Raw genomic sequence first — 26960 nt, forward strand, 5'->3', positions numbered from 1 at the left:
GCTACCGGAAATCGCCGAAGAACGCGGCGACGTCGTCGACGTAGAGCGCGGGCTGCTCAAAGGCGGCGAAGTGTCCGCCGCGCGGCATGTCCGTCCAGCGGGTGATGTTGTAGTTGGCCTCGCACCACGGCCGCGGCGAACGCAGGATCTCCTTGGGGAACGACGCGACACCGGTGGGGAGCGTGACCGGGTCGCCGCCGCTGAAGCTGCCGAAGCTCTCCCAGTACAGCCGGGCGGATGACGCGCCACTGCCGGTGGCCCAGTACATCATCACGTTGTCGAGCAGTTCGTCCCTGGTGAGGACGTTCTCGGGGTGACCGTCGCAGTCCGTCCACGACCAGAACTTCTCCACGATCCAGGCCAGTTGCCCGACGGGGGAGTCGACCAGGCCGTAGCCCAGCGTCTGCGGCCGGGTCGCCTGCTGCTTCGAGTAGCCCGAATCCCAGCGCTGGTAGTAGCCGAGGCGCTCGAGCGCCGCGGCCTCGTCGGGTGTCGGATCCCGCAGATTCTTCGGCGGACGTCCGAAAGGCATGTTGGTGTGGATGCCCACGCAGTGGCCGCGGTTGCGGCCGATCTGGGTGGTCACCGCCGCGCCCCAGTCGCCGCCCTGCGCGCCGTAACGCCGATAGCCGAGCCTGACCATCAGCTCGTCCCACGCCTCGGCGATGCGCTCGACACCCCAGCCGGTGGCCGTCGGCTTGCCGGAGAACCCGTATCCGGGTAGCGACGGGCACACCACGTCGAAACCGGCGTCGGTGAGCGGTTCGATCACCTTCGCGAACTCGACGGTCGAACCCGGCCAGCCGTGCGTGATGAGCAGCGGGAAGGCATTGCCGCGGGCGGAGCGTTGGTGGATGAAGTGGACGGGCAGCCCGTCGAGATCGGTCGTGAACTGGTCGAACCGGTTGAGTGCGGCTTCCCTTGCACGCCAGTCGTATTCGTTGGCCCAGTAGTCGGCGAGCTCCCGGGTGTAGGCCAGCGGGATGCCTTGGCTCCAGTCGTCGACACATTCGGCGTCGGGCCACCGGGTGCGCTGCAACCGGTCCTTGAGGTCGGCGAGGTCGGTCTCGGGGACGGCGATTCGGAACGGCTGGATCTGGGCCATGGTCCGTTCAGGATAATCAACAGGCGTGAGCACCCCGATTCTGGTTCTGATCGCCGTCACGACCCTTGCCGCGTGCATCTCGCTGGGCGGTGCGCTCTACGAGGCGCTCGTCGTCGACCCGTACTGGCCCAAGCGGCCCGGCATCATCCAGACGCACAACGGTGGCATCTCGCGGGTGCGGTTCTGGCTGCCCGTGCACACGCTGTTCGAGGTGCTGCTCGTCGTGACGCTGGTCCTCACGTGGGGCGACGCGAACGTCGGCACCGCGCTACTGGTGGCGTTGGTGAGCCACGCCGTGATGCGGATCTGGTCGGTGTTCGACCTCATCCCGAAGGCGGCCGAGTTCGAGAGGAAGGACCCCGCCGAGGTCGACGAGGCGGCGGCGCGACGATGGATCCGGCGCAGCCTGCTGCGGCTGCCGCTGATGCTCGTGACCTGCGCGGCGATGCTGGGGGCGCTCGCGGCGGGGTGAAACCATCGAGTGAGTTGGCTGGGCCGGAAACGGTCCGGCCACTTCGCCTTTCAGGCCTCGATCTCGCCGATGACCTTGCTCTCGATCGCGGCACGCGTCACGGCGGGCAGCACGATCAGGCCGTCGAGCTCGCGCCGCGCCCTGCCGTACGCGTTACGCCGCTCCTGCGGGGTGGCCGCGTCGTCGGAGGCCAATCGCAGCAGGCTCGAAGCGCGGGCCAGCCGCTCCTGGTCCTCGGATGAGAAGTCGCTGCGCCGCCGCCGCACGGCCTCGGCCTCCGCGACGTCGAAGGCCCCGACATAGTCGGCGACGGCGTCGCGGTATTCGAGCTGGGCGTCCCGATCGGACAGGATGTCCTCGACGCCGGCGGGCCGCAACAGGTCGGCGCGGCTCTTGGCCTTGTGGAAGCCGAGCGTCAGCGGGTCCCGCACGTCGGTCATCAGCGGGAAGTCGAGCAGCTTGGCCACGTCGATCTCGTAGGACAGCCAGCGTGTGTCCGTCGCGTCGTGGCGCGCCAGCACCTTGGTCATCTCGCGCCGGTTGACTTCCGAGTTGGTCTGTCCCGCGGCCTTCGCTTCCGCCTGTTTCGCCGCTGCAGCGGCGGTCGCGAGCGCGACCTTGGTCTCCTGTTTGATCCGGTAGCGCTCGAGGCGGCGCTGCGCGCGTCGCTCGTTGGCTGCCGCGACCCCCTTGGCCGCGCCGCCGATCACGCCACCGAGCGGAAAGATCAGCCACCAGAAGTTCCCGGCGAAGTTCAGCAGGGCTTCCACATCCCCAGAATGCCATCGCCTGCTCACGCCGGCGGATCGGCACGAATAATGGAGCGATGGGTGACCCGACAGCCGCAGCGCCGACCAATGGAAGGAACAGCCAGCGACGTCTGGTCGACTTCGCTGGCACCGTGTTCTTCCTCCTGCTGCAGGCAGCCGTCTTCCGGGCGACGTTGTTCCTGGCAGGCGGCTCGGTCGAGCTGACGTTCTACGGCGGGATGGCGCTGCTGCTCATCAGCCTGGGCCTGTGTATCTGGCGGCTGGCACGGGTGCGGCCGGCCGCGATCTTCGCGCTCGCCGGGCTGGCGCTGCAGCTCGGTCTCAGCGGGCTCGCCTATCTGATGGCGTCCTGAACTACGCCATGCCGCCCCCATCGAGGCCGCGGTGAGGGCGCCCGCCACTCGAAGTTCTTCGCCGTCAGCGCAGTGTGAACGTCACAGGCCAGTCAGCCCGATGCGGCGGTAGCGCTCGAACCTTGCCGCCAGTCGCCGCTCGTCGGGCACCGACCGCAGCCGGTGCAGCTCGTCGGCGATGGTGGCCGACAGCCGATGGGTGAACTCCTCGGGCTCGTCGGCGGCATCGGGGTGCTCGGCCACGATCGCGTCGACGATGCCGTTGCGCAGCAGATCGGCTGACCGGATGCCTTGGGCGGCAGCTAGTTCCGGTGCGTGGTCGAGGTCGCGGAACACGATCGCGCTGGCCCCCTCGGGCGGCAGCGGTGCCAGCCAGCCGTGCAGCGCGGCCAGCACCCGGTCAGCGGGCACCATCGCCAGGGCGGGCCCGCCGCTGCCCTGTCCGAGCAGCACCGACACCGTGGGGGTGTCCAGCGTGACGAGGTCGGCGAGGCAGCGCGCGATCTCCCCGGCCAGCCCGCCCTGCTCCGCCTCGGTGGACAGTGCCGGTCCCGCGGTGTCGATGACGAGGACGAGCGGCAGCTTCAGCCCAGCGGCCAGTGCCATCCCTCGGCGGGCCTCCCGCAGCGCGGCCGGACCCACCAGGCCACCCACCACCCGCTGCTGGCCGAGGACCACCGCCGGTTGCCCGCCGAATCTCGCCAACGCCAGGACGGTCGTCGCGGCCTCGCCGAACCCGGTCCCCGACAGCAGGACCCGCTCGGTGGTGCCGTGCCGCAACAGGTAGCCGACGCCGGGGCGGTCGGGCCGGCGCGAGGTCTCCACCGACTCCCACGCGGGGATGTCGGGAAGGGGTTCGGGTTCAGGGGCCGGCGGCGGAACCCCCGGCGCGTCGGAGACGACCTTGAGCGTGCGATCCAGGGTGGAGCGCAGCACGTCGAGTGGCACCACGGCGTCGATCACGCCGTGGCGCTGCAGGTTCTCCGCGGTCTGGACACCGGACGGGAAGGGCTCGCCGTAGAGGTGCTCGTAGACCCGTGGTCCGAGGAACCCGATGAGGGCCCCCGGTTCTGCGGCGGTGACGTGGCCCAGCGATCCCCACGACGCGAACACGCCACCGGTGGTGGGGTGGCGCAGATAGACCAGGTAGGGCAGGTGGGCCTGCTTGTGCAGTTCGACCGCGGCGGCGATCTTGACCATCTGCAGGAACGCCACCGTGCCTTCCTGCATGCGGGTGCCGCCGGAACTCGGCGACGCGAGCAGCGGCAGTCCCTCGGCGGTGGCCCGGCGCACCGCCGCGGTGATGCGTTCGGCGGCAGCGACGCCGATCGACCCCGCCAGGAAGTCGAACTCGCAGGCCACCAGCGCCACCCGGCGGCCGAAGACCCGACCCTCGCCGGTCACCACGGACTCGTCGAGACCGGTCGCGGCCGCGGCGGCATCCAGTTCCCTGCGGTATGCGTCGCTGGTGGGGATGTCCAGCGGCGGCCCGTCCCAGCTGAGGAAGGACCCTTCGTCCAGCAATGCGTCGCGCAGCGCCAGGGCGCCGATCCGGCTCACAGGGAAAGGGTAGTCAGCGTTTCACTAAGGTGGAGCCATGATTGGTGTCACCCGGGACGGCCACGTGATGACGTTGGAGATGCAGCGGGCTGACCGCCGCAACGCGCTGAACAGCGAACTCGTCGACAGCCTGCGGGAAGTGATCGAGAAGGCTGCCGCCGAGGACGTCCGTGCGATCGTCCTCACCGGCCAGGGCCACGTCTTCAGTTCCGGCGCGGACCTGTCCGGCGGCCAGGGCGTCGCCGATGAACTGCCCGACAAGGCCAGGGCGCTGAACCTGGCGATCGATTCCGCGCCGGTCCCGGTCATCGGCGCGGTCAACGGCCCGGCGATCGGCGCCGGGGTCATCCTCTCGATGATCTGCGACCTGCGCGTCGTGGCGCCGGAAGCCTATTTCCAGTTCCCCGTCGCGAAGTACGGCATCGCGCTGGACAACTGGAGTATCCGCAGGCTGACGTCGCTGGTCGGGGCGGGCCGGGCGCGAGGCATGCTGCTCGGCGCCGAACGGCTGACCGCCGAGGTGGCGCTGCAGACCGGGATGGCCAACAGGATCGGCACCTTGGCCGACGCCCAGGCGTGGGCGCAGGAGATCGCTGGGTTCGCGCCGCTGGCCCTGCAGCACGCCAAGCGGGTGCTCAACGACGACGGCGCCTACGAGGATCCCTGGCCCGCGCACCGGGAGCTGTTCGACCGGGCATGGTCCAGTCAGGACATCATCGAGGCGCAGGTGGCGCGCATCGAGAAGCGGCCGCCCCGGTTCCAGGGCGCCTGATGGCGGTGCGGGCGGCGCTTCGGTTCGGCTTCGGCACGGCGTCGTTGCTTGCCGGCGGGTGGGTGCTGCGCGCGCTGCACGGCACGCCGGCCTCGCTGGGCGCCACCCCGGCCGAGATCGCACAAGTGGCCAGACGGTCGCCGCACTACCGCGACGGGGTGTTCGCCAACCTGGAGCCGCCGTCCGGAATCACGATGGACCGCGAGCTGCAGCGCATGCTGCTGCGCGACCTCGCCAACATGGGCTCGCTGGGCAAGCCGCCCGGTCCCGTCCCGCTGGCCGACGAGCCCGGCGCGGACATCACGGCATCTCGGGCGGCGGCCCGCTGGTACGGACACTCGAGTGCGTTGATCGAGGTCGACGGCTACCGGGTACTGGCCGACCCGGTCTGGAGCCGGCGCTGCTCGCCGTCGCGATCGGTAGGCCCCCAGCGGATGCACGAGGTGCCGCTGCAGCTGGAGGCGCTGCCCGCCGTGGACGCGGTGCTGATCAGCCACGACCACTACGACCACCTCGACATCGACACGATCGTGGCGCTGGCCCGTACCCAGCGCGCTCCGTTCGTGGTGCCGCTGGGTATCGGCGCGCACCTACGTAAGTGGGGGATACCGGAGGGCCGGATCGTCGAGCTCGACTGGCACGAGAGCCACCGGATCGGCGATCTGACGCTGATCTGCACGCCGGCACGGCATTTCTCCGGCCGGTTGTTCGCCAGGGACACCACGCTGTGGGCATCGTGGGTGGTGGCAGGGCCGACGCACCGCGCGTTCTTCGGCGGGGACACCGGCTACACCAAGAGCTTCGCCGAGATCGGCGCCGAGCACGGGCCGTTCGATCTGACGCTGCTGCCGATCGGTGCCTACCACCCGGCGTTCGCCGACGTCCATATGAATCCCGAGGATGCGGTGCGGGCCCACCTCGACATGGCCGACAGGGACAGCGGCGTGATGGTGCCCATCCACTGGGCCACGTTCCGACTGGCGCCGCACCCGTGGGCGGAGCCCGCGGAGCGCCTGGTCGCCGCCGCGGACACCGAGCGCGTGCGCATCGCGGTGCCGATCCCGGGCGGGCGGGTCGACAACGAGTCGGTGTTCGACCCGTGGTGGCGCCTGTAGGCGGCCCCGACACGTTACGGTGCTGACCATGAACCCACCGGCCCGGCTGGCCGTGCTCGCGTCACTGGTCGCGCTGCTGGCAGGCTGCGGTGCCGACCCTGCCGAACCCGCCGACTCCACGACGTCCACCACGACGACACAGGAAAGCCAGGCCTCCGAGGTCCCGCCGCCCCTGGTGCCCGCGATGCCCCTGCCCGAGAACGCGGTGCCCAACGCCGTCGCGCGCCTCGACGGCATGGTCGCCGACCTGATGACGAAGACGGGGCTGCCCGGTATGGCCGTCGCTGTCGTGCACGGTGGAGAAACGGTCTACGCCAAGGGCTTCGGCGTCAAGGATGTGCGCAACGGCGACGACCCGGATGACGCGGACAACAAAGTGAACCCGGACACCGTGTTCCAGCTGGCGTCGATGTCGAAGCCGCTGGGCGCCACCGTCATCGCCCACCAGGTCGGTGAGGGGGTGATCAGCTGGGACACCCCGATCGTCGACAAGCTGCCCTGGTTCGCGCTGTCCGACCCCGCCGTCACGAAGATGGTCACCGTCGGCGACATGTACTCGCACCGCTCCGGCCTGCCCGACCACGCCGGTGACCTGCTGGAGGATCTCGGTTTCGACCGGCGCCAAGTGCTGGACAAGCTGCGTGACTATCCGCTTGATCCGTTCCGGATCTCCTACGCCTACACCAACTTCGGGCTGACCGCCGGTGCGGAGGCGGTGGCGTTCGCGTCGGGCAGATCGTGGGAGGACCTCAGCCGCGACGTGCTGTACGGGCCCTTGGGGATGTCGTCGACCAGTTCACGCTTCGACGAGTACGTGGCCCGTGCCGACCGCGCCGTCGGTCACATCCACGTCGACGGAAGCTACCAGCCCGACTACGTGCGTGACCCGCAGGGCGAAGCGCCCGCCGGTGGCGCCAGCAGTTCCGTCAACGACCTGACGAAGTGGCTGTCCATGATGCTCGCGAACGGCAGCCACGACGGAAAGCAGATCGTCGACCCCAAAGCCCTGCTGCCCGCGCTCACCCCCCAGATCGTTTCGGACCGCGCGTCCGAGCCGGCCATGAGGTCGGGCTTCTACGGCTACGGCTTCAACGTGGGGACGACGTCGGCGGGCCGCCAGCAGTTGAGCCACTCGGGCGCCTTCGAGTTGGGCGCGGGAACGAATTTCCTGATGCTGCCGTCGGCCGACGTGGCGATCGTCGTACTGACCAACGCCACCCCGTCCGGAGCGCCGGAGACGCTGACCGCGCAGTTCGCCGACCTCGTCCAGTACGGCGAGGTGCGGGAGGACTGGTGGACGCTCTACCACCGCGCCTTCGAGCAGATGGAACAACCGGTCGGTTCACTCGTCGGTCAGCAGCCGCCGGCCGACCCCGCGCCGCCCGCCCCGTTGGCGAGCTATGTCGGCGTGTACACCAACGACTTCTGGGGCCCCGCGCGCGTGAACGAGCGTGACGGCGGCCTGCAGCTCGCGCTGGGCTCCACGCTGACCGTGCCCCTCACCCATTGGGACGGCGACGTGTTCACCTTCAAGTTCGTCACCGAGAACGCGCCCCCTGGAACGATTTCGAAGGCGACCTTCGACGGTGACGAGCTGACGCTGGAGTATTACGACGAAGAGGGGAAGGGCACGTTCGCCCGATGAGCGCTGCACTTGCGGTCGGCCTCTCCGACGCCGACGTCGCCCAGCGCGTCGCCGACGGCAAGACCAACGACGTTCCGACCCGCGCGGCGCGCAGCGTCTCGGAGATCGTCCGCGGCAACGTCTTCACCCGCATCAACGCCATCCTCGGCGTCCTGTTCGTCATCGTGCTGTCGACGGGTTCGGTCATCAACGGCGCGTTCGGCCTGCTGATCGTCGCCAACAGCGCGATCGGCATCATCCAGGAACTGCGCGCCAAGCAGACGTTGGACAAGCTGGCCATCGTCGGGCAGGCGAAGCCGTTGGTGCGCAGGCAATCCGGAACCCGACCCCTGGCCCCCAGCGAGGTGGTGCTCGACGATGTGATCGAGCTGGGTCCCGGCGACCAGATCGTCGTCGACGGCGAGATCCTGGAGGAGGCCAACCTCGAGGTCGACGAATCGCTGCTGACCGGTGAGGCCGACCCGATCAACAAGGACGCCGGCGATCAGGTGATGTCGGGCAGCTTCGTGGTGGCAGGCAGCGGCGCCTACCGGGCCACCAAGGTCGGCCGCGAGGCATACGCGGCCAAGCTGGCCGAGGAGGCCTCCAAGTTCACCCTGGTGAAATCCGAACTGCGCAGCGGGATCAACAAGATCCTGCAGTTCATCACCTACCTGCTGGTGCCCGCCGGGGCGCTGATCATCTACACCCAGCTGTTCACCACCGGTGCCGGCTGGCGGGAGTCGGTGCTGCGGATGGTCGGGGCGCTGGTTCCGATGGTGCCCGAGGGGCTCGTGCTGATGACGTCGATCGCGTTCGCGGTCGGCGTGATCCGGTTGGGCCGCAGGCAGTGTCTGGTCAACGAGCTGCCTGCGATCGAGGGTCTGGCCCGCGTCGATGTGGTCTGCGCCGACAAGACCGGAACGCTGACCGAGAACGGGATGCGGGTCAGCGACCTGAAGAACCTCGACGGCCGCGCGGGCTCCGTGGCCGACGTCCTGGCCCAGTTGGCCGCCGACGACGCCCGCCCCAACGCCAGCATGGCCGCCATCGGCGAGGCCTGCAAGATGCCGCCCGGCTGGACCGCGACCGCGACCGCGCCCTTCAAGTCGGCCACCAAGTGGAGCGGCACGTCGTACGCCGATCACGGTAACTGGGTGATCGGCGCGCCCGACGTGCTGCTGGATCCCGCGTCCCCGCCGGCCGAAGAGGCCGAGCGCATCGGTGCGCAGGGACTGCGTGTGCTGCTGCTGGGTTCCAGCGACCTACCGGTCGACGACCCCGGCGCGCCGGGGGCGGTCACCCCCGCGGCGCTGGTGGTACTCGAGCAGCGGATCCGTCCCGACGCGCAGGACACATTGGATTACTTTGCCTCGCAGAAGGTGTCGGTCAAGGTGATCTCCGGCGACAACGCCGTGTCGGTCGGCGCGGTGGCGAGTTCGCTCGGGCTCGACGGGCAGACCATGGATGCCCGTCAGCTGCCTGAGGCCCCCGAGGAACTCGCAGACGCCCTGGAGCATTACACGACGTTTGGGCGGGTGCGGCCCGACCAGAAGCGCGCGATGGTGCACGCGTTGCAGTCGCGAGGGCACACGGTCGCGATGACCGGCGACGGCGTCAACGACGTGCTGGCGCTCAAGGGCGCCGACATCGGTGTCGCGATGGGCTCGGGAAGCTCGGCGTCCCGAGCTGTGGCCCAGATCGTGCTGCTGGACAACAAATTCGCCACGCTGCCCTATGTGGTGGGCGAGGGCCGACGGGTCATCGGCAACATCGAACGCGTCTCCAACCTGTTCCTCACCAAGACGGTGTACTCGGTGTTGCTCGCGGTGCTCGTCGGGTTGGCGGGATTGTCCGCCGAACTGTTCGGAACCGACCCGCTTCCGTTCCCGTTCCAGCCGATCCACGTCACCATCGCGGCCTGGTTCACCATCGGCATCCCGGCCTTCGTGCTGTCGCTGGCGCCGAACACCGAACGCGCCCATCCCGGGTTCGTGCGGCGTGTGATGACCTCGGCGCTGCCGTCGGGACTCGTCGTGGGCGTCGCGACGTTCACCTCGTATCTGCTGGCGTACGAGGGGCGGGCGGCCACCGAGACCGAACAGACCCAGGCGTCTACCGCGGCGCTGATCACGTTGCTGGTGTCCGCGATCTGGGTGCTGGCCGTGGTGGCCCGGCCCTACGAATGGTGGCGGGCCGCGCTCGTCTCGGTGTCCGGCCTGGCCTACGTCGTGATCTTTTCCATTCCCTGGGCCCGTGAGTTGTTCATCTTGGATCCGTCGGACGTGGGCCGCACGTCGATGGCGCTGGTCATCGGCCTTCTCGGAGCCCTCGCCGTCGAGGTGATCTGGTGGGTGCAGGGCGCCGTCCTCGGCGAACGCCGCAGGTTGTGGCGCCCGCGCGAGCGGTAGGGTTGATGCCATGGGATTTCTTGACAAGGCCAAAGATCTGTTGGGCAAGAATGCCGACAAGGTCGACACCGCGATCAACAAGGCCGGTGACCTCGTGGACAAGAAGACACAGGGCAAGTACGCCTCGACGGTCGACAAGGTGCAGGACGCCGCCAAGAAGGCCGTCCACGACAACGCCGGCGCAGGCGGGCAGGTGCCACCGGGGCAGCAGTCGGGGCAGGTCCCGCCGCCTCAGCCGGCGCCAGGCACCCCGCCGCAGCAGCAACCCCCGACGGCCCCGCCGACGTCCTAGGCCGGAGTCGCGGTATGGCCAAGTTGTCCGTTTCCGTCGACGTGCCGCTGCCGCCGGAGGAGGCGTGGGGCAGCGCGTCCGATCTCGCTCGGTACAAAGAGTGGCTTTCCATCCACCGGGTGTGGCGTTCAACGCTGCCCGAGACGATCGAGAAGGGCACCACGCTGGACTCGATCGTCGAGGTCAAGGGCATGCTCAACCGGGTGCGGTGGACCGTGGTGCACTACCGGCCGCCGGAGGCGATGACGCTCAACGGCGACGGCAGGGGCGGGGTCAAGGTCAAGCTGATGGGCAAGGTCAAGCCTGGTGAGAAAGACCCGGCTGGCTCCTCGACGGTGACGTTCGACGTGCACCTCGGCGGGCCCGCACTGTTCGGCCCGATCGGCATGGTGGTCGCCGGCGCACTCAAGGGAGACATCCAGGAATCGCTCAACCGCTTCAAGTCGGTGTTCGCACCGTCGTGAGTTGAGCGGTGGCCCGAAGAGCTAGCCCTGCATCTCGCAGAACTTCTTGATGTTCTCGAGCCCCGCCCGAAAGTTGCGGTTCGCGGTCCCGGACATGAACATCAAGACGATCCAGAACGGAAATCGATAGTCGCCGTAGGTGGATCCGGTCAGCTGCGTGCCCTGTGGGGCAGCCGTCAACGTGTACCTGACGTGCGCCGTCCCGTACAGACCCCGCCACACGAGGCCCAGAACCTGCCCAGGCACCAACTCCTCGACCGAAAAGGTCTCTCGCCAACGCCGTTTCAGTCCCAACCCGATGTCCGTCACCGTCGTGCCGACGGCGAGCGGACCCGGTGAGATCGCCACGATTTCGGCAACGCCGCGTGCCCATTTCGGCATGTTCTCGAACTCCGTCAGGAACCGCCAGGTGTCTTCGACCGAGCGGTTGACCGTTACCGTGTACTCGACGGTGGTGCTACTGGTGTTCGTCGCTCTCACCTGCCCACTGGCAGCGTGGCTGGGTTCGGCTCGTGCACCGTCGACGGGGGCTCGGCCGAGTACAGGTCGGCGATGTCGACGGCGTACTTCTGGGCGATCCGTTTGCGTTTGAGCTTCATGGTGAGCGTCATTTCGTCCCCGCCGGGTTCCCAGAAGACCGGTAGCACCGTGAACCGCTCGACCCTCTCCGCGCGGGACAGCTTCGCGTTGCCCCGCCCGACACCGGTCGCGATCCGCGCGATCACCTGGACGTCGGCGGCCAGCGCCTGCGCCGATGCGTCGGCGAGGCCGTTGCGGGCCGCGTAGGCGCCCGCGGTTTCCGCGTCGAGCACGATGAGCGCGGTGTTGAAGGGGCGAGCGTCGCCGACGGTCGTCATCGCCCCGATCAGATTGCACTCGGCCTTGATCGCCTTCTCGATGCTGCACGGCGAGATCTTCTTACCGGCCGCATTGGTGATCAGTTCTTCCTTGCGGTCGATGATCCAGACATTGCCGTCGTCGTCGACGGTGGCGATGTCCCCGGTGTGCAGCCACCCATCGGCGTCGATGGCCTCGGCGGTCCTGCCGGGCACGTTGCGATAGCCCCTCATGACCAGAGGGCCGCGAACGAGGAACTCGCCATCGGCGGCCACCTCGGTCTGCAGGCCGGGCAGCGGCCTTCCGACGGAACCCAGCACCGCGTCGCGCGGGTGGTTCACGGTCGCGATGCCGCAGAGTTCGGACATCCCCCAGACCTCGGTCATCGGCAGGCCCAGGCCGACGAAGAAGGCCAACGTCTCCCTGGGGATCGGGGCGTCTCCTGAGATCAACCACTTGGCGCGGTCGAGTCCGATCGCCGCGCGGATCTTGCCGAGCACCAGCTTGTCGGCGAGCGCGTACTGAACGCGGTCGCCAACGCCTGGTCGGCTGCCGTCGAGCAGCGCGTGGGCACGCGTGTTCGCCGCCCCCAGCGCCCAATCACCCAGTGCCCTCTTCACACCGGTCCGGGCCGCGACATCGGCTTCGATTCCGGCCCTGAGCTTTTCCCGCAGCAGCGGCATTCCACCCCAGACCGTCGGCCGCACATCCGGCAGCGCGGTGATGATGTCGGCGGAATCCGGGACGACGGTCACCAGGGCGCCGATGGCCTCGTGGAGGTAGAGGGCGGTCACTCGGTCGACTGTGTGTGCGGTCGGCAGGAACGAGGTGATCCGGTCCCCGTATCGTAGGCCGAGCACCTCGTCGAGGCCGAAGACCTCGAACAACAGGCTGGTGTGTGTGGCCTCTACCGCCTTGGGTTCGCCGGTGGTACCGGAGGTGTGGATGAGCGTGGCAACGTCGTCGGGCCGCACCGCCCGCCACGTCGCCTCGAAGTCGAAATCCGCTGAGCCACCTGCGATGAGTTCATCGACCGAGATCGTGCCGTCGGGGGAACCGTCGATGCAGACGATCACGTCGATCGGCGTGCCGCCGGCTTTGATTCGCTCGACGTACCGGTGTTCACAGAACACCAATCTGGTGGTGGTGTTGGCGAACACTTGGGCCAAGCGTTCCGCTGTCGAGGTGTTGTACACCGAGAACGACGTCGCGCCGACGTGCTGCGCGGCGACTTCCAGCGGATAGAACTCGATCCGGTTCGCCATCATCAACGACACCGTGTCACCGCGACCGACACCGAGCGCGCCCAGTCCGGCAGCCACCTGCCGCACTCGGGCCGCGTAGTCGCGCCACGTCATCGTCTGTGTGTCGCCGACGGTTCGCAGCGCCACCGCATCGGGCGCGACTCGTGCGGTGCGCTGAAAAGCGTCCGGGAGCGTGGCCGGGCGGTCGGCAGCCGGCATGGAACTCCTCAATGACTCTGAATCAGGACGAGGCCTAGGTTAGTCGCGGGCCGCCTCTTCGACGTGAGTCAGCGGCGATGTCGCCGCCTGACCAGCCTGGCGAACTCGACTGTCGAGCGCCGCACGGATTCGATTTCCAGCGACACCAGCAGGGTGTCCACCATGGCGAACGGCAGCGTGGTGGCCACCGCTCCGCGGCCGTACTCGATGTGCCACGAGCCGGGATGGATGGTCAGGCCTCGGGCATACCCCCTCTCCAGGCAGGTGCGGTCACCCGGTAGCAGCGGCGGGAGCGGCGCGGTGTCGTCGGACTCCAGGTCGTATGAGTCGATCCGGCCTGCGATGAGGAACTTGTGGACGTCGACGTGCTTGTAGCGGCCCGAGAAGCCCTGGGTGCCGGTCGGCGTTCCGAAGATCACGATGTACTCGCGCGGGCTGAAGTACAGGAATCGGACTTTCCCGAGGATTCCACCGGCCTTGCTGCCCACCCAGCGTCCCGGCGCGGGGTCGATGAGGTCGGGGTATTCGTCGTTGAGCAACTCGACGGCGCGGGTGATGAGCTCGCCCGGTCCCAGCTGTAGGTTCGCGACCTGCTTGGCGACGCCGTGCAGGACGTTCGGATCGATCTTGTAGCTCATCGGTCGAACTCTATGGGCAGTGTCGTCGGTCCACTCATCCCGAGGAGCGGTCGCCACGGTGCCGGGCCGGCCACGCGCGGGTTCGGAATCCGCCGCGCGAGGATCTCGAGCGCCGCGGAGAGTTCGCGCCGCGCCAGGTTTGCGCCGAGGCAGTAGTGGGCGCCTCCGCCGAACGTCAGGATGGGCGGCGGGTCGTCGCGGGTGATGTCGAAGCGGGTCGGGTCGTCGTAGATGGCGGGGTCGCGGTTTGCGGCGTAGGTGTTCACGAGGATGAACGTTCCTGCGGGGAAGGTGTATCCACCGACGCTGACGTCGTCGGTGACGCTGCGCAGCGTGCTGCACATCGACGGGGAGTGGCGCATCGTCTCCTCGACGGCCTTCATCGCAAGTGCGGGTCGGTTCCTGAGCAGCGTGAACTGATCGGGGTGCTCGCAGAGCGCCTGCATCGAGGCTGCCAATTGCGTTCGGGTGGTGTCCGTTCCGGCCAGCAGGATGCTGAACGCCAGCATCTGCACCTCACCGGCGTCGAGGCGGTCGCCGTCATCCTCCGCCCGAATCAGCTCGGAGAGCAGATCGCCCGTCAGCTCCCCGCGTCGATCGGCGATCATGTCGTCGATGTAGGAGTTGAACGCATCCCAGGCCCTAAGCACCGCGGGTTCCTCTTCGGCGAGGTTGATGTCGAAGCTGACGACCTTGAAGATGTCTTCCGCCCACGCGGAGAACAGCTTCCAGTCCTCCGGTGGCGCGCCGAGCAGCGCGCAGATGACGGGAATCGGGTACGGCCGCGCGATCTGCTCGACGAACTCGCACCTGCCGTCGGCCGCGACAGCGTGGATCAGATCGTTGATGACCGTGTGGATCGTCTCGTCCATCCGTGCGGTCGCGCGCGGGGTGAACGCTTTGGACACCAGACTGCGCAGCCGACGGTGCTCGGCGCCTTCCATACACAGGATGCTGCGGGTCACCCGGTCCCACAACTCACCCGACGTGACGCCGTGCGCGGTGAGATGGATGCCCGGAGGGATGCCGAACCTGGGGTCGCCCAGCACGGTTCGGGCGAGGTCATAGGTCAGGATCTCCGGGCCCACGGGTCCGAGCGCGATCGGTGCGACGTCCTGTGCCGCCCGGAACTGCGGGTAGATCTGCTGGGGCGGCGCGGTGAAGTCGTAGTCCAGCGTCGGCAGTCCCGCGTCGAAGACACTCGGCGTCGCCGTACCGGCAGTCATCCCGTTGCCTTCCTGTGGATCCGCAGCGGCAGCTCCGGCAACGTGCACGTCGCCGACGGCCAAGTGATCTCGGGTACGAATCCTGGTGCGAGCTCGAAGTCGGGTATCCGAGAGAGCCATTCGGTGACGACGAGTTTCAGTTCCATCCGGGCCAGGTGCGAACCCAGGCAACGGTGCGGGCCGCCACCGAAACCCCAGTGCTTGTGCAGCTTGCCGTCGAGGACGAAGTCGTCACCGGACTGCGCGTCGCTGCCGTCGCGGTTGATCGCACCCAGGCAGAGACGCACCTCGGCACCGGCGGGCAGCTCGACCCCTGCGACCGTCACCGGCCTCGTCGTCACGCGTCCGACGATCGGTGCCGACGGCTCCAGTCGGATCATCTCCTCGAGGAAAGCGGCTACCTCATCGGGGTTTTCCCGCAGGGAGCGACGTAACGCGGGCCTTCGGGCGAGCTCCAGCATGGTGGCGCCGATGGTCGAGGTGACGGTGTCCAGGCCGGCGAGGACGAACACCAGCGACAGCCCGACGGCCTCGGCGTCGGTCAGGGGCTCGTCGCCTCGGAGGAGATCGGACAGGATGCCGTCGCGGGGCCGGTCCCTGAGCGTCTGAACCGCTTCTGTCAGATAGGTGTACAGCTCGGCGGCGGGGGTCAGGTCGACGCTGTCGGGGTCGGTGGTCAGGCTGAACGCGATGATGGCGTCCTTCCACGCGATCAGCCGGTCGCGGTCCTCGAGCGGCAGACCGAACAGGGTGAGGAACACCTGCGACGGGTACGGGGTGGCGAGGTCGGCCATCACCTCGCACTCATGAACCTCCCCCGTCGCTTCGCTCGCCCCGGTACGCTCGGCGATCCGCTCGACGATGTCGATCGCCTGGGCCTGCAGTGTGGGAAGCAACGCACCGAGTGTCTGCGGGCTGAAGTACTGATGCAGGATCCGGCGATACCGGGTGTGCTCGGGGGGATCGAACCCGAGAGGCACCAGCGGCACGGGGCTGATCATGTCGTCGTAGGCGATCCTGGAGGAGAACACGGCCGGATCACGTAGTGCCGCAAGCACATCCTCGCGTCGGGTCAGGTAGTACCAGCCTTCGCCGTAGAGCACGGGCCCGAGCTCACGCAGTTTCGCCCATCCTGCGCCCCGGTCGCGCTCCATCGGTAGGTCCGCGTAGCGGATCTGCGGCAGCCCGAGAGTGTCGTTCATGACACGTTGGTGGACAGCAGGGTCAGCGGAAGCCCGAGAACCGACAGGTCGACCTCGTCGAGATAGGAGCCCTCACCGGAGAAGCCCTGCCGGAACCGGATGGCCGAACCGTAGCGCTGGGTGACGGCTTCGGCGGCGGAGGCGTCGGGGACCCGGACCACGACGGTGTACACGCCGTCGCCGTGGTGTTCGAGGAATTCGTTGACCGAGGTGGCCACCGATGCGGTCGCGCCGGGAACGGGACTGATCAGCTCGATGCCTCGATTCCAGTCGAGGTGAACCTGGACACCGAGTTCGGTGAGTTCTGCCGTGTCGAAGGTGAACCCGAGGTCGGTGAACATCTGCGCTACCGAGTCCCGCCGTTCCGGTGCCACGGCGAACACAACGTGGTGCAGCTGCAATGGGCTTTCCTCGGTGGTCATTTGCGCACCAGGCCACGGGGCCGGACCAGGCCGAGGTCCAGGTGGGTAAGCCAGCCGGGTGGCCCATCGCAGACATCGGGGATGGCGTTGATGACGCCCATGGCCGTCCAGTCGTAACCGGGGTGCGTCATCGTTCCGTCCGGCTGTGTCACACCTTTGAGCGTCAACTCTGTCGGTGGGTCACCGTCGATGACGATCTCATACCGGGTCTCACCCCAGTCCCACGCCGGATCGAGCGCATCGGGTCCCGCGGTCACATAGATCGCGTGAAAGACGATGAGCGGTTCGCCGTTCACCCAGGCGGTCCACTCGTGACGTTGCGCGGCGACGGTCCCCGCGGCGATCACGCCCTCGTCGTGCGGGATGTCCCGGGTGGCGATGGCCGCCTCCACCTCGGATGTCACCTTGTCGATGGTCACCCCGAGACCGTCGGCGATCATGTACATCGACTGGGCGAAGAACGGCGTGCCGAGACCGAGAATGGTTGGCTCGGTGAGGAATTTGTCCTTGGCCTTGCCGAATCCCATCCACTCGATGTGGTCCAGTGGCGCGTCCTTGAGGACGTCGACGACCTCGTACACCTGGATCGTGTCGATTCTGCTCATCACCCGGGCCAGCGTCAGCGGCAGAATGTCACCGGCGTAGCCGGGGTGAATCCCGCCGCCGTGGAACGACGTTCCACCGCCTTCGCATGCCGCGCGGATCGCCTCTCCCGGTTCCTGAAAGTCCGGCGACGGATGGAAGAACCCGCTGGTGGTCACGACATTCTTGCCCGACCGCAGGAGCCGGCACACCGTGTCGACGTCCATGATGATCGGGGTGTAGAACACGCAGTCGGCGTCGAGCGCGATGATCGACTCGACGTCATCGGTGGTGATGACACCCGTCGGTGGGATGCCGACGATGTCGCCGGCGTCCTTGCCGACCTTCTCCTTGCTGTGCACGAGCACACCGACGAGGTCGTACACCGGGTTGTCCGCGAAGTGCCGAACACCTACCTGTCCGACGTCTCCGGTCATCCACTGGATGACGCGGTAGGTCTTCTGCGGCATGGGGACACACCCTTCAGTTGGTTGCGAGGACTCCGCGCGGCAGCAGCAGCGGCAGGTCGTTGTATGTCGCGATGCCGGGAGGTGCGGCCACGACGGCGGGTATCGCGGTGATCGCAGGCATCGCCGTAATGGTAAGCCCGAGCATGATGTAGTCGTCCAGCGTTTCACCCACGAAATCCGGTGGCGGCTCGAAGCTCAGCGTGCTCGTGATCGTCGGACGCCCCTCGACGGTGATGGTGTACCCGAAGGTGGTCGACCAGGCCGGCGCCAGTGACTGTCCCTTGGTCCAGACGCCCCGAATCTCGATGACGTCCCTGCCGCCGAGGATCCCCTTCCACCTGACGTCGATGCCCGCGACGCAGCCCGTGGCAATGGTCCAGTCGCCGGGCAGTTCGAGATCTTCGGTGGTCTGGGCGTACTCGGCCTCGCAACGGATGTCGTCGAGTTCCACCCCCAGCGCGTCCGCGACGAGCAGGACCGCCTCGCGGAAGATCCGCGAACCGTGCTCGGTGATCGCGTGCAGATCAGGATGGTCGATCGGATAGCCGAAGCCCATGGGGATCTCGGTCGCCGGTGAGTTGTAGATCGTGGTGTCGAAGGATTCCACGATGGAGATCCGGTCCACCCGGTCGGAGAGGCCCGCGGTGACGACCGCGAAGAGCTGGATGAAGCCGGGGTTGATACCGCTGCCGAAGATGGTGGATCCACCCGTTTCACATGCCTGGGCGATGCGGTCGCGCTGTGGTCCCAGTTGGTGGCCGGTGATGAACTCCGACGTGGTCACGACGTTGACGCCTGCACCGAGGATGCGTACCAGTTCGTCGACGTCGGCGAACATCGGGTTGTACACCACGCAATCGGGTTCGAGTGCGAGCAACCCGTCGACGTCGTCGGTGGCCGTCACCCCAAGGGGTTCGATGCCGCAGAGTTCGCCGACGTCGTGGCCGACCTTGTCGGGCGACCACGCGTAACACCCGACGAGCTGCAGGGTGGGGTTCAGGGCGATGGCGTGGATCGACTTCTTGCCGACATTGCCCGTCGTCCACTGCACGATCCGATACATCATCGGGGCGTCCGTCCCCCCGGAGTGAAAACAACGGGGACCGAACGGTATCCGCGCGTGACGGAATTTCCGTGGAACTTCGCCTCTTCGCCGGGTGCGAGCGTGAAGTCGGGCATCCGCGACAACACCCGTTCCAGGCCGACCTGGAATTCCAGTCGCGCCAGGTTGGACCCGAGACAACGGTGCACGCCGGCGCCGAAGCCGAGGTGGCGGTTCTCGCGGCGGTCGAGGATGCACCGGCTCGCGTCGGGGAACTCCTGCTCGTCGCGGTTGGCGGCGGCGTAGTTGACGATCACCGATTCGCCGGGCGAAAAGGTGCAGCCGCTCAGTTCGACCTCTTCGGCGACGGTGCGGGGGATGCCGTGGATGGACCCGGCGAACCGGATGAACTCTTCCACCGCACGGGCGAGAAGCTCAGGTTCGTTGATCAGGCGGTCCCGCTCGGCGGGGTTGGTGGCGAGGTAGTGGTACGCGAAAGACATTGCGCTGGCTGTCGTCTCGAGGCCGGCCTGGACCAGGAGCATGGCGTTGGACACGACATCGGCGAACACCAGCTTCTCCCCGTCGATCTCCGCGGACAGCAGGACGTCGATCATGTCGTCGCGGGGCGCCTGGTCGATGCGGGCCGTCACCGCGTCGTGCAGGTGCTGGTACAGCCCGCCCCAGGCGCCCATCCGGTCCTGCTCCGTGGCACCGTTGAGCGCGGTGTCGGTCAGCTCGACGCACAGCGGAACGTCCTCGACCGGCATGCCGAGCAGGTACTTGAAGAACACGATGCCGGGCTGCCGCCAGGCGACCTGGGCGAGGTCGCCCGACCCGCTCTCGATGAATTCGTCGATGAGCCGGTCGGTCTCGGCGCCGATCTCGGGTCGCAGCGCCTTCATCCGCGCCGGTGAGAAGTACGGGTTGAGCACCTTGCGGAACTTCTGCTGCCTCGGCGGGTCGAGGGTGATCACCAGATCGCCGGCGAGCTGGTCGGCCCCCTCCGGGGTGGGATTGCTGGAGAAGTGCTCCCAGTCCTGCAGGATCTTGACGCACTCCGCATACCGGACCGCTACCCACGCGCCCGCCGGCGTCGCGCTGAGAAACGGATTGTCGGTGCGGGCGAACGGTGACTGCTCCCGCATCACCGAGTAGACGTCGTACAGGAAGTCAGGAGCATGGGGGTCGTTGAAATCCTCGTGGCGAAGATCCCAGTTCTCGGCGTGCTCCTCGGCCGGTTTCGTCATGGACTCGGCGCGCCCTGCTGCTCGGCTGCTTGCCGCGCTTCGCGCTCTTCGTGCATGCGCACCAGCTCACGGAACCCGATCCGGTTGTACTTGGGCACCGGCTGGATGCCCCATTCGTCCTGCGCGGTGTCCTTGCCCTCGGCGCCCTCCGGCGGGCCCAACGCCGGATACGGGACCTTGCACTCCAGCGTGTCGTCGGAGTATCGGACCTTGAGTAGCTCACTGCAGATCTCGGTGAGGCTCAACGTGGGGTAGCCGTAGTAGACGGCCATGAACGGAAGCGTGAAGGCGCCCTCGATGACCAGCGCGACCAGGCACACCAGGACGGCGCGCTTGATCCACTTGTGCATCCGCGCGTAGTAGGGCGTGGTGCCCGGGGGGAGGTCTTCGGGTTTCTCTTCGGTGATCTCGGGTGTGTGCGGGGATGACGTCACAGTTGCTCCTCGAATATATTCAGTCGGAGAAGATTTCGCGGTTCACCGTGTGCAGGTACGGGATCGCGAGGAACGGGGTGATGTAGAAGATGTCGTAGAGCCACCAGCCGATGACCGGGAACACGGTGCCCGCGTAGCGCACGTCGGCGTAGAGCGTCATGTTGAACACGTACAGACACCAGATGAGCACCCCCATCCAGCAGGTGATGATCATCCACTGGTGGCCCCAGCGCTTCATCTGCAGGAATCCGATCGCCGCGGCGCACCGCATCGCGAAGACGGTGAGGATCATGCCGAACACCATGGACTTCTCGCCCGGCCCGGCGGCACCGCCCATCCACAGTTCGTTGTAGTGCCAGAAGTATCCGGCGTCGAACATGGCGCCCCAGCCGACCATCAGCACCCGGTTGATCAGGGTGTGGTTGGCGACGAGGTCCAGCGCCCACCCGAGGCTGTTGAGCATGCCGTCGATCAGCACCAGGTAGCCGATGAGCGTGACGATCATCGGGCGGACGGAGTACCCCGCGCGCAGTGCCTGGCGCTGCAGCCACACCCCGCGCATGAAGATGGGCAGGCCGATCAGCCCGGGCGCCCACATCCCCATCAGGCCCGCACCGACGATCATCCACTTGTCGGCCCGCCGCTGGGCAAGCCGGGACTCCTCGTGGTGGTCCTCGAGGCTGGTCGAGCCATCGGCCGGGACGGATGCCGTGGCCGTGGCGGCCGACTTCCGTTTCAGCAGAGGGAAGTTCACAGATCCCACCAGCCGCGCGCGAACGACATGTAGAGCTGGATGAGGAACATCGTCAGCAGGTATCCGTAGACCACGACCTGCAGGATGATCAGGGCCTTCTTGCGGTTCTTTTCCTTCTGGTCAACCATGTCGGCGATTCCTTCCTAGCGGTTCGGGCTCGGGCTGTCGGCATCGGCGAGGCTGGCCGCAGCCACCTCTCGCAGACCCTCGGAGATGGCGCCGTCGCTCGAGAGGGGTGCCAGCACACACGCCTCGGCGGCTTCCAGTTCTGTTGCACCCGCGGCGATCAGCTGTGCTGCGGTGACGAGAACGCGGGTCGAGGGCGGCTCGAAGTGGAACGCCTCGTCCGCGGTTCGGATCGCGGTGGCGCACCGCACCAGTCGCTGGGCCGTCGGCAACCCGCTGCCCGACTCGGCAACGATCACCTCGGCTTCGCGGTCGGGCGGGAGGTATCGCATCGGCAGCGTGACGAACCGCTGGCGAAACGACGGCTTGAGCTCCTTGAGCGAGCTGCGGTAGGCGGGGTTGTAGGAGGACACGAGCATGAACGTCTCCGGTGCCTGCACCACTTCGCCAGCGCGATCGAGATAGAGGGTGCGCCGGTGATCGGTGAGAGAGTGCAGGACGGCCAGTGAGTCGTGCCGGGCCTCTACCACCTCGTCGAGGTAGCAGATCGCGCCCGCCTTGACCGCACGGGTGAGTGGTCCGTCGGTCCAGACGACGTCGCCCCCGGTGACCATGAACCGGCCCACCAGGTCGGAGCTGGTCAGGTCGTCATGGCAGCTGATGGTGACGACGGGGCGGCCCAGGAGCGTACCCATGTGCTCGACCAGCCGGGTCTTCCCGCACCCGGTGGGGCCGGTGAGCATCACAGGCAGGCGCTGCCGGTAGGCCCGCTCGAACAGCTGGACCTCGTTGCCGTTCGCGTAATAGATCTCGGCTTTGCTCGTTGTCATGCGCAATCCGCCTCCGGCTTCTTGCTCGTTGTCATACGCAATACGCCTCCGGCTTCTTGCTCGTTGTCATGCGGTATCCGCCTCCGGCTTCTTGCTCGTTGTCATGCGGTTACCAGCTCCCTGTGGACGTGCGCGAGGACGCGGGGAAGGTCTTCGACCCGACGGATCCGTTGAGATCGTCGCGGCCCGAAGATCTCGGGAAGCGGGTCGACCCGGGTGGGGCCGATCCCGACGTAATACATGGAGACGCCCACGTCGTTGGCCTCCTCGACGGCATGGGCGGCGTCCGCCCACGCGTAGCGTCCTTCGTAGCCTTCATCGGAGACCAGGCCGTCGCCGATGACGATCAGCAGGCGCCGTTCCGACGGCTGGGCGAGAAGGCGGCTCGTCATGTGGCGCAGCGGCGCACCGAGCCGGGTGTATCCGGCGGTGGACAACCCGAGGCTTCCCGGCGGGACGAACCGGCGATCCGTGAAGTCCTTGAGGCATGTGACCTCGACGCGGTGGCGGGTGTTGCCGGTGAAGGTGAAGATGCCGTGCCGCTCACGGGCGGAGGTCATCGCGCGGGACAGCGCGTCGGCGCAGGCCAGTTCCAGCTTGAAGACCGTACCTCCGTGCACCCCGAGCGAGGAGCTGCCGTCGAGCAGCAGTGCCGTGGTGACGTCACGGCTGGTGGGCAGTAGCTCGCGAAAGATCCTCGGCTCGATCGCTTCTCCAGTGGCCACGTCGATGTAGTGACCGACGTACTGGTCGATGTCGATGTCGGATCCGTCCTCCAGCCGGTTCTGCATTGCCCGGTGGGTGTTCTCCTCGAACCATTTCCGGACGTCGACGGCGATGGCGCCGGGCCGCCCGACGCCGCCGCTGTGTGCCTGCTCGAGGACGGCGACGTGATCGGGCATGAAACTCTCGGTCCATGCATTCCATTCCGGATAGGGGATGCCCGGGCGGTGGTCGGGAGTGACGTCGAGATCGTTGTCCTGCGGGCGGCTCGGCGGCGGCAGGTTGGGATTGCGGACACCACCGTCGCCGCCGGCGGGAACGGAATGCGGCTGCGGTATCCGCTTCTGATTCGTGGTCCACGGTAGGCGACCGAACGAGCGGCGCAGCTTGTCGGACAACCCCTGCGGCAGCGTGTACGCCCGCGGCAGACTCCCCAGAAGGGGGTCGATGACCAGTTGATGTTGAGTGCGGGCCAGCGCGACGGCGCGGTTCAGCATCGCTTTGGCGTCCATATCGGCAGGTGCCACCTCGAGGTCGGGGAGGAGGCGCCGCATCTCGGGGAGCAACCCCGGCCAGTTCTCGGCGACCCACCCCAGGGCGACGCCTGCTTCGACGAGCGCGAGCGCGCTCAGTTCGCGGCCGGAAAGTTCGTTGAGGCGGTAGTCGGTGAGCCGATCCTTGGATGGCGAACACTGAAGGGCGACACCGCATGTCAATGTTCGACGCGTCCATTCACGGTATCTCACGGGGTACGGAACATGGACGATGTCGAGCATGGAACTCAAGCCGAAGCCACGATGCTGCCCGCTGACGAGATGGGCACCGGTGCGGCGTCGATCGCTCAGCGCGATGGCGGTCAGGGCGCAGCTGCGCTCGGTCGCCATGGCGTGCGCTTCAGAGAGCTCGGACATCTTCTGTGTAGAACCTCAGAAGGTTCCGATATTGGAGAACATCCAGTACCAGAACCAGATGATGAGGCCGGCGCCGCCCCAGGCGCCGACATAGCGCAGTATCTCCCATATCCAGCCGCCCACGTCAGATCTCCTCGCAGAAGGGGTGTTTCATCGGATCTCCAGTCCTCGTCGGGCAGTGATGACCAGGTTGGCCAACATCGCGTCGCGGCGTTCGTTGTCCGTCGTGGTGGTGAGCACGCCGTAGATTCCGAGGAGGAAGAACGCGGCGCTGTAGAACGCGTCGACCTCGGGATGGACCTCGCCATCGCCGCGCGCCCGCTCGAGCTCATCGACGAGCAGCACGATGATCGGATGGTCGGTCCATTCGTCCTTGGTCGGCCGTGTCGGCGAGAAGTGCAGCGCGAGTAGTTCTTTGAACAGCAGCGGGCCCAGGCGCCGCTCGAGGGCGGTGACGAGGTGAACGACCTCGGCCAGAATGGTTGCCAAGTCGTGCCTGCCCTCGAGGTAACGGGCGAACTCGCCGGCCATCCAGGCTTCTTCGCGGCCCTCCAGTTCGAGCAGGACATGCTCCTTGCTCGGGAAGTGGAAGAAGAAGGTGCCGTGAGCCACGCCGGCGGCGCCGACGATCGCGTTGACGTCGGCCGCGTTCATACCCGACCGCTTGAACTCCGAGATCGCCGCGCCGAGTATCCGTTCCCGTGTCTGCAGGCGGCGTACTTCGCGCACCGACTGCTTGACCTGAGACGTCATAGTCCTACTTTGTAGGTGACTTACTGAGAGAAGTCAATGAGTACAGTCAGCAAATCTAGTCGGAGAAGATCTCTCGGTTGACCGAGTGCAGGTACGGAATCGCGAGGAAAGGGGTGATGTAGAAGATGTCGTAGAGCCACCATCCGACGACGGGGAGCACGACGCCGGCGAACCGGACATCGGCGTACATGGTCATGTTGAACACGTACAGACACCAGATGAGGATGCCCATCCAGCACGTGATGATCATCCACTGGTGGCCCCAGCGCTTCATCTGCAGGAAGCCGATGGCGGCGGCGATCCGCATGGTGAAGACGGTGAGGATCATGCCGACTTCCATGGCCTTCTCGCCGGGACCCGCGGCGCCGCCGAGCCAGAGTTCGTTGTAGTGCCAGAAGTACCCCGCGTCGAACATGTTTCCCCACCCGTTCAACAGCACTCGGGCGAGCAGGGTGTGGCTGGCGACCAGGTCGAGGGCCCAGCCGACGGTGTTGATCGCGGCGTCGATGATGACCAGATAGCCGATGAGGGTCACCAGCAGGGGCCGCACGGAAAGCCCGTCGCGCTGGGCCTTGCGCAGCAGCCATACCCCGCGCAGGAAAAGCGGGAGACCGAAGATGCCGAGAGCTGCGGTTCCGATGAGAAGGCTGCCGGAGATGAGCCATTTGTCGGCTTGGCGCTGCGCACGCTGAGAGGCTTCCATGTGCTCGTCGAGGCCGCTTCCCGGAGTTCTCGGTGCGCGTTCTCGACCACCACCGCGGCCACGTCCCAGCGTGGGCAGAGTCATGTCAGCTGACTATAGTCAATATCATTGGGTAGTCAATCGGCTACTTCGCCCCGATGCTCCGCAAGGTCCTGGCCGTGTAGTCCTCGAGCATGGCGCCCTGCTCCGGCCAGTTGTGGGTCGTCGTCAACAGCGCGTACAGGCCGAGCAGGAAGAACACGGCGCTGTTGACCCCGTTCACGTCCGAGTCGATCTGCCCGAGCGACCTGGCGCACTCGATCTCGCGAGCCACCTCCACGATCACCGGGTGTTGGCGGCTCTCGTCATCCGGTGGACGCGTCTGCGAAAAGTGCAAGGCGAGAAAGTCTTTGAACAGCAGGGCGCCGAACCGGCGCTCCAGGCCCACCACGAGCCGAATGGCTTCGTTCAATGTCGAGGGGAGATCGTTCTTCGATGCCGCGAACCGGGCGAGCTGCTTGGCGATGCGCTCCTCCTCGCGCCGTTCCAGTTCGAGAAGCACGTGTTCCTTCGTCGGGAAATGGAAGAAGAAGGTGCCGTGGGCAACGCCGGCGGCCGCCACGATCGCGCCGACGTCGGCGGCGGCGATACCGGAGCGTTTGAATTCGGCGATGGCGGCACCCATCAGGCGCTCACGTGTCTGCAGGCGTTTGGTCTCACGCGCTGAGGGCCTGTCTACCACTGCCATTCACGAACGATACCGCTTTCCCTTCCGGTTCCAAGATGCAATCCGTTGACTTGAGTCAGGATTGGTCGTTAGATGAGCAGCACCTTCACGGAGAGGATCGCCATGGCGCTGGAGCAGTTCAATCTGGAAGGCCAGGTCGCGATCGTGACCGGCGCCGGAAAGGGCGTCGGCCAGGGCATCGCCCGCGTCCTCGCGGAGGCGGGTGCGACCGTGGTCGGCACCGCCCGCACGGAGTCGGACATCGTCGGCACGATCACCGGCATCGAGGCGGCCGGCGGCAAGGGACTGGCGCTCGTCGCCGACGCGATGAGCCGTCCGGACGGCGAACGCGTGGTGGCGACGGCGATGGAACGGTTCGGCCGCGTCGACATCCTCGTCAACAATGTCGGCGGCTCGACCTACGCACGGTTTCTCGACATCACGGACGAGGACTTCCGGCACACCTTCGACTGGTGCGTGACGTCGGCGTTCATCATGAGCCAGCTCGTCGCCCCGCACATGATCGAGGCCGGACGCGGGTCGATCGTCAACATCTCGTCGGGCTCCGCGCGGTTCGGCATCCGTGCGCTCGCCGCCTACTGCGTGGCCAAGGGTGGCCTGGAAGCGCTCACCCGGGCCATGGCCCAGGAGCTGGCTCCGAAGATCCGGGTGAACGCCATCGCCCTCGGCTCTTTCGCGACCGACGGATTGCAGGGAAGCCTGGACATGATGCCCGGGTCACGGGAGAAGATGGAGGCGACGACGCCGTTGCATCGCCTCGGGGACGTCGAGGACCTGGGTCGACTGTGCGTATACCTGTCCACGCGTGACTGCTATGCGACCAACGCGATCTGGCGCTCCTAGTGTTCTAGTGGGTGCCTTTTCGCTGTTCAGCGGTTCTTTTGGTTGAGACTCAAGCGTTCTCGGCGTGTTATTGCGCAGATGAGGGA

The 26960-nt window shown here is 67.1% G+C and carries 29 protein-coding genes; 9 read left to right on the forward strand and 20 right to left on the reverse strand.

The window, feature by feature from the left end; genetic code table 11:
• Position 1: 1 nt before the first annotated feature.
• Positions 2 to 1105 carry an epoxide hydrolase family protein gene (locus H7I57_RS30060; RefSeq protein WP_264028186.1) on the reverse strand — a complete coding sequence of 368 codons (1104 nt, stop codon included), beginning with the start codon at positions 1103 to 1105 and terminating at the stop codon, positions 2 to 4.
• 25 nt (positions 1106 to 1130) lie between these two features.
• Here H7I57_RS30060 and H7I57_RS30065 point away from each other — a divergent pair, with 25 nt between their 5' ends.
• A complete protein-coding gene (locus H7I57_RS30065) occupies positions 1131 to 1577 on the forward strand; it encodes a hypothetical protein (RefSeq protein ID WP_264028187.1) in 447 nt (148 codons plus the stop codon).
• A 50-nt stretch (positions 1578 to 1627) separates the two neighbouring features.
• Here H7I57_RS30065 and H7I57_RS30070 read toward each other — a convergent pair whose 3' ends face one another.
• Positions 1628 to 2347, reverse strand: a complete 720-nt coding sequence (locus H7I57_RS30070; RefSeq protein ID WP_264028188.1) for a hypothetical protein — start codon at positions 2345 to 2347, stop codon at positions 1628 to 1630.
• 56 nt (positions 2348 to 2403) lie between these two features.
• Between H7I57_RS30070 and H7I57_RS30075 the strand changes: the two genes are divergently transcribed.
• Positions 2404 to 2700: a hypothetical protein gene (locus H7I57_RS30075; RefSeq protein ID WP_264028189.1), complete on the forward strand. Its 297-nt coding sequence runs from the start codon at positions 2404 to 2406 to the stop codon at positions 2698 to 2700.
• Positions 2701 to 2781: 81 nt separating this feature from the next.
• Here the strand turns inward: H7I57_RS30075 and H7I57_RS30080 are convergent, their stop codons facing one another.
• Entirely contained in the window at positions 2782 to 4260 is a 1479-nt protein-coding gene (locus tag H7I57_RS30080) for an acetyl-coenzyme A carboxylase carboxyl transferase subunits beta/alpha (protein WP_264028190.1), read from the reverse strand.
• Between the two features lie 37 nt (positions 4261 to 4297).
• Between H7I57_RS30080 and H7I57_RS30085 the strand changes: the two genes are divergently transcribed.
• The 6 genes from H7I57_RS30085 to H7I57_RS30110 are packed head-to-tail and all read left to right on the forward strand — an operon-like array spanning position 4298 to position 10938.
• Positions 4298 to 5032: an enoyl-CoA hydratase gene (locus H7I57_RS30085; protein ID WP_264028191.1), complete on the forward strand. Its 735-nt coding sequence runs from the start codon at positions 4298 to 4300 to the stop codon at positions 5030 to 5032.
• Positions 5032 to 6147 carry an MBL fold metallo-hydrolase gene (locus H7I57_RS30090; protein WP_264028192.1) on the forward strand — a complete coding sequence of 372 codons (1116 nt, stop codon included), beginning with the start codon at positions 5032 to 5034 and terminating at the stop codon, positions 6145 to 6147. Before H7I57_RS30085 ends, H7I57_RS30090 begins: the two co-directional genes overlap by 1 nt.
• A 28-nt stretch (positions 6148 to 6175) precedes the next feature.
• Positions 6176 to 7792, forward strand: coding sequence for a serine hydrolase (locus tag H7I57_RS30095; protein WP_264028193.1), 1617 nt, complete (start codon positions 6176 to 6178; stop codon positions 7790 to 7792).
• Positions 7789 to 10182: an HAD-IC family P-type ATPase gene (locus H7I57_RS30100; RefSeq protein ID WP_264028194.1), complete on the forward strand. Its 2394-nt coding sequence runs from the start codon at positions 7789 to 7791 to the stop codon at positions 10180 to 10182. Before H7I57_RS30095 ends, H7I57_RS30100 begins: the two co-directional genes overlap by 4 nt.
• Positions 10183 to 10192: 10 nt before the next feature.
• Positions 10193 to 10474: an antitoxin gene (locus H7I57_RS30105; protein ID WP_264028195.1), complete on the forward strand. Its 282-nt coding sequence runs from the start codon at positions 10193 to 10195 to the stop codon at positions 10472 to 10474.
• Positions 10475 to 10488: 14 nt separating this feature from the next.
• Positions 10489 to 10938, forward strand: coding sequence for a type II toxin-antitoxin system Rv0910 family toxin (locus H7I57_RS30110; RefSeq protein WP_264028196.1), 450 nt, complete (start codon positions 10489 to 10491; stop codon positions 10936 to 10938).
• Positions 10939 to 10959: 21 nt separating this feature from the next.
• Here the strand turns inward: H7I57_RS30110 and H7I57_RS30115 are convergent, their stop codons facing one another.
• From H7I57_RS30115 to H7I57_RS30195, 17 genes are all read right to left on the reverse strand, one after another.
• Positions 10960 to 11418, reverse strand: a complete 459-nt coding sequence (locus H7I57_RS30115) for an SRPBCC family protein (protein ID WP_264028197.1) — start codon at positions 11416 to 11418, stop codon at positions 10960 to 10962.
• On the reverse strand, positions 11415 to 13238 hold the full coding sequence (locus H7I57_RS30120) for an AMP-binding protein (RefSeq protein ID WP_264028198.1): 1824 nt from the start codon (positions 13236 to 13238) through the stop codon (positions 11415 to 11417). Before H7I57_RS30120 ends, H7I57_RS30115 begins: the two co-directional genes overlap by 4 nt.
• Before the next feature lie 68 nt (positions 13239 to 13306).
• Positions 13307 to 13876: an ERG2 family protein gene (locus H7I57_RS30125; protein ID WP_264028199.1), complete on the reverse strand. Its 570-nt coding sequence runs from the start codon at positions 13874 to 13876 to the stop codon at positions 13307 to 13309.
• Entirely contained in the window at positions 13873 to 15102 is a 1230-nt protein-coding gene (locus H7I57_RS30130) for a cytochrome P450 (RefSeq protein ID WP_264028200.1), read from the reverse strand. Before H7I57_RS30130 ends, H7I57_RS30125 begins: the two co-directional genes overlap by 4 nt.
• Positions 15099 to 16304 (reverse strand): cytochrome P450, encoded by a 1206-nt coding sequence (locus H7I57_RS30135; RefSeq protein WP_264028201.1) that lies wholly within the window; start codon positions 16302 to 16304, stop codon positions 15099 to 15101. Before H7I57_RS30135 ends, H7I57_RS30130 begins: the two co-directional genes overlap by 4 nt.
• Positions 16301 to 16726, reverse strand: coding sequence for a VOC family protein (locus H7I57_RS30140; RefSeq protein ID WP_264028202.1), 426 nt, complete (start codon positions 16724 to 16726; stop codon positions 16301 to 16303). The genes H7I57_RS30135 and H7I57_RS30140 overlap by 4 nt, the downstream gene beginning before the upstream one ends.
• On the reverse strand, positions 16723 to 17778 hold the full coding sequence (locus tag H7I57_RS30145; protein WP_264028203.1) for an NAD(P)H-dependent amine dehydrogenase family protein: 1056 nt from the start codon (positions 17776 to 17778) through the stop codon (positions 16723 to 16725). The genes H7I57_RS30140 and H7I57_RS30145 overlap by 4 nt, the downstream gene beginning before the upstream one ends.
• 13 nt (positions 17779 to 17791) lie before the next feature.
• Positions 17792 to 18844 (reverse strand): NAD(P)H-dependent amine dehydrogenase family protein, encoded by a 1053-nt coding sequence (locus H7I57_RS30150; RefSeq protein ID WP_264028204.1) that lies wholly within the window; start codon positions 18842 to 18844, stop codon positions 17792 to 17794.
• Positions 18841 to 20070, reverse strand: coding sequence for a cytochrome P450 (locus H7I57_RS30155; RefSeq protein ID WP_264028205.1), 1230 nt, complete (start codon positions 20068 to 20070; stop codon positions 18841 to 18843). Before H7I57_RS30155 ends, H7I57_RS30150 begins: the two co-directional genes overlap by 4 nt.
• Positions 20067 to 20420, reverse strand: coding sequence for a hypothetical protein (locus H7I57_RS30160; RefSeq protein WP_275081909.1), 354 nt, complete (start codon positions 20418 to 20420; stop codon positions 20067 to 20069). The genes H7I57_RS30155 and H7I57_RS30160 overlap by 4 nt, the downstream gene beginning before the upstream one ends.
• A 103-nt stretch (positions 20421 to 20523) precedes the next feature.
• Complete coding sequence (locus H7I57_RS30165) at positions 20524 to 21258, reverse strand: hypothetical protein (RefSeq protein WP_264028207.1); 735 nt, start codon at positions 21256 to 21258, stop codon at positions 20524 to 20526.
• Positions 21255 to 21386 (reverse strand): hypothetical protein, encoded by a 132-nt coding sequence (locus tag H7I57_RS30170; protein ID WP_264028208.1) that lies wholly within the window; start codon positions 21384 to 21386, stop codon positions 21255 to 21257. The genes H7I57_RS30165 and H7I57_RS30170 overlap by 4 nt, the downstream gene beginning before the upstream one ends.
• A gap of 15 nt (positions 21387 to 21401) precedes the next feature.
• A complete protein-coding gene (locus H7I57_RS30175) occupies positions 21402 to 22214 on the reverse strand; it encodes a CbbQ/NirQ/NorQ/GpvN family protein (RefSeq protein WP_264028209.1) in 813 nt (270 codons plus the stop codon).
• A gap of 101 nt (positions 22215 to 22315) precedes the next feature.
• On the reverse strand, positions 22316 to 23848 hold the full coding sequence (locus tag H7I57_RS30180) for a nitric oxide reductase activation protein NorD (RefSeq protein ID WP_264028210.1): 1533 nt from the start codon (positions 23846 to 23848) through the stop codon (positions 22316 to 22318).
• Between the two features lie 150 nt (positions 23849 to 23998).
• The gene (locus tag H7I57_RS30185) at positions 23999 to 24601 is read right to left on the reverse strand and encodes a TetR/AcrR family transcriptional regulator (RefSeq protein ID WP_264028211.1); all 603 of its coding nucleotides are present in this window, start codon (positions 24599 to 24601) and stop codon (positions 23999 to 24001) included.
• Between the two features lie 55 nt (positions 24602 to 24656).
• The gene (locus tag H7I57_RS30190; RefSeq protein ID WP_264028212.1) at positions 24657 to 25388 is read right to left on the reverse strand and encodes a hypothetical protein; all 732 of its coding nucleotides are present in this window, start codon (positions 25386 to 25388) and stop codon (positions 24657 to 24659) included.
• 40 nt (positions 25389 to 25428) lie between these two features.
• Entirely contained in the window at positions 25429 to 26031 is a 603-nt protein-coding gene (locus H7I57_RS30195) for a TetR family transcriptional regulator (protein WP_264028213.1), read from the reverse strand.
• A 102-nt stretch (positions 26032 to 26133) separates the two neighbouring features.
• Between H7I57_RS30195 and H7I57_RS30200 the strand changes: the two genes are divergently transcribed.
• The gene (locus tag H7I57_RS30200) at positions 26134 to 26874 is read left to right on the forward strand and encodes an SDR family NAD(P)-dependent oxidoreductase (RefSeq protein WP_264028220.1); all 741 of its coding nucleotides are present in this window, start codon (positions 26134 to 26136) and stop codon (positions 26872 to 26874) included.
• Positions 26875 to 26960 lie beyond the last annotated feature (86 nt).

Source organism: Mycolicibacterium pyrenivorans (assembly GCF_025821625.1).
GTDB lineage: Bacteria > Actinomycetota > Actinomycetes > Mycobacteriales > Mycobacteriaceae > Mycobacterium > Mycobacterium pyrenivorans.

Bases quoted from the DNA above. Each gene is read 5' to 3' on its own strand.
- H7I57_RS30170 (WP_264028208.1), bottom strand. From the start codon at position 21,386: ATGGTTGACCAGAAGGAAAAGAACCGCAAGAAGGCCCTGATCATCCTG.
- H7I57_RS30120 (WP_264028198.1), bottom strand. From the start codon at position 13,238: ATGCCGGCTGCCGACCGCCCGGCCACGCTCCCGGACGCTTTTCAGCGC.
- H7I57_RS30095 (WP_264028193.1), top strand. From the start codon at position 6,176: ATGAACCCACCGGCCCGGCTGGCCGTGCTCGCGTCACTGGTCGCGCTG.
- H7I57_RS30190 (WP_264028212.1), bottom strand. From the start codon at position 25,388: ATGACTCTGCCCACGCTGGGACGTGGCCGCGGTGGTGGTCGAGAACGC.
- H7I57_RS30085 (WP_264028191.1), top strand. From the start codon at position 4,298: ATGATTGGTGTCACCCGGGACGGCCACGTGATGACGTTGGAGATGCAG.
- H7I57_RS30175 (WP_264028209.1), bottom strand. From the start codon at position 22,214: ATGACAACGAGCAAAGCCGAGATCTATTACGCGAACGGCAACGAGGTC.
- H7I57_RS30200 (WP_264028220.1), top strand. From the start codon at position 26,134: ATGGCGCTGGAGCAGTTCAATCTGGAAGGCCAGGTCGCGATCGTGACC.
- H7I57_RS30075 (WP_264028189.1), top strand. From the start codon at position 2,404: ATGGGTGACCCGACAGCCGCAGCGCCGACCAATGGAAGGAACAGCCAG.
- H7I57_RS30100 (WP_264028194.1), top strand. From the start codon at position 7,789: ATGAGCGCTGCACTTGCGGTCGGCCTCTCCGACGCCGACGTCGCCCAG.
- H7I57_RS30135 (WP_264028201.1), bottom strand. From the start codon at position 16,304: ATGAACGACACTCTCGGGCTGCCGCAGATCCGCTACGCGGACCTACCG.
- H7I57_RS30155 (WP_264028205.1), bottom strand. From the start codon at position 20,070: ATGACGAAACCGGCCGAGGAGCACGCCGAGAACTGGGATCTTCGCCAC.
- H7I57_RS30130 (WP_264028200.1), bottom strand. From the start codon at position 15,102: ATGACTGCCGGTACGGCGACGCCGAGTGTCTTCGACGCGGGACTGCCG.
- H7I57_RS30145 (WP_264028203.1), bottom strand. From the start codon at position 17,778: ATGCCGCAGAAGACCTACCGCGTCATCCAGTGGATGACCGGAGACGTC.
- H7I57_RS30185 (WP_264028211.1), bottom strand. From the start codon at position 24,601: ATGACGTCTCAGGTCAAGCAGTCGGTGCGCGAAGTACGCCGCCTGCAG.
- H7I57_RS30110 (WP_264028196.1), top strand. From the start codon at position 10,489: ATGGCCAAGTTGTCCGTTTCCGTCGACGTGCCGCTGCCGCCGGAGGAG.
- H7I57_RS30195 (WP_264028213.1), bottom strand. From the start codon at position 26,031: ATGGCAGTGGTAGACAGGCCCTCAGCGCGTGAGACCAAACGCCTGCAG.
- H7I57_RS30160 (WP_275081909.1), bottom strand. From the start codon at position 20,420: ATGCACAAGTGGATCAAGCGCGCCGTCCTGGTGTGCCTGGTCGCGCTG.
- H7I57_RS30150 (WP_264028204.1), bottom strand. From the start codon at position 18,844: ATGATGTATCGGATCGTGCAGTGGACGACGGGCAATGTCGGCAAGAAG.
- H7I57_RS30060 (WP_264028186.1), bottom strand. From the start codon at position 1,105: ATGGCCCAGATCCAGCCGTTCCGAATCGCCGTCCCCGAGACCGACCTC.
- H7I57_RS30090 (WP_264028192.1), top strand. From the start codon at position 5,032: ATGGCGGTGCGGGCGGCGCTTCGGTTCGGCTTCGGCACGGCGTCGTTG.
- H7I57_RS30105 (WP_264028195.1), top strand. From the start codon at position 10,193: ATGGGATTTCTTGACAAGGCCAAAGATCTGTTGGGCAAGAATGCCGAC.
- H7I57_RS30140 (WP_264028202.1), bottom strand. From the start codon at position 16,726: ATGACCACCGAGGAAAGCCCATTGCAGCTGCACCACGTTGTGTTCGCC.
- H7I57_RS30180 (WP_264028210.1), bottom strand. From the start codon at position 23,848: ATGTCCGAGCTCTCTGAAGCGCACGCCATGGCGACCGAGCGCAGCTGC.
- H7I57_RS30125 (WP_264028199.1), bottom strand. From the start codon at position 13,876: ATGAGCTACAAGATCGATCCGAACGTCCTGCACGGCGTCGCCAAGCAG.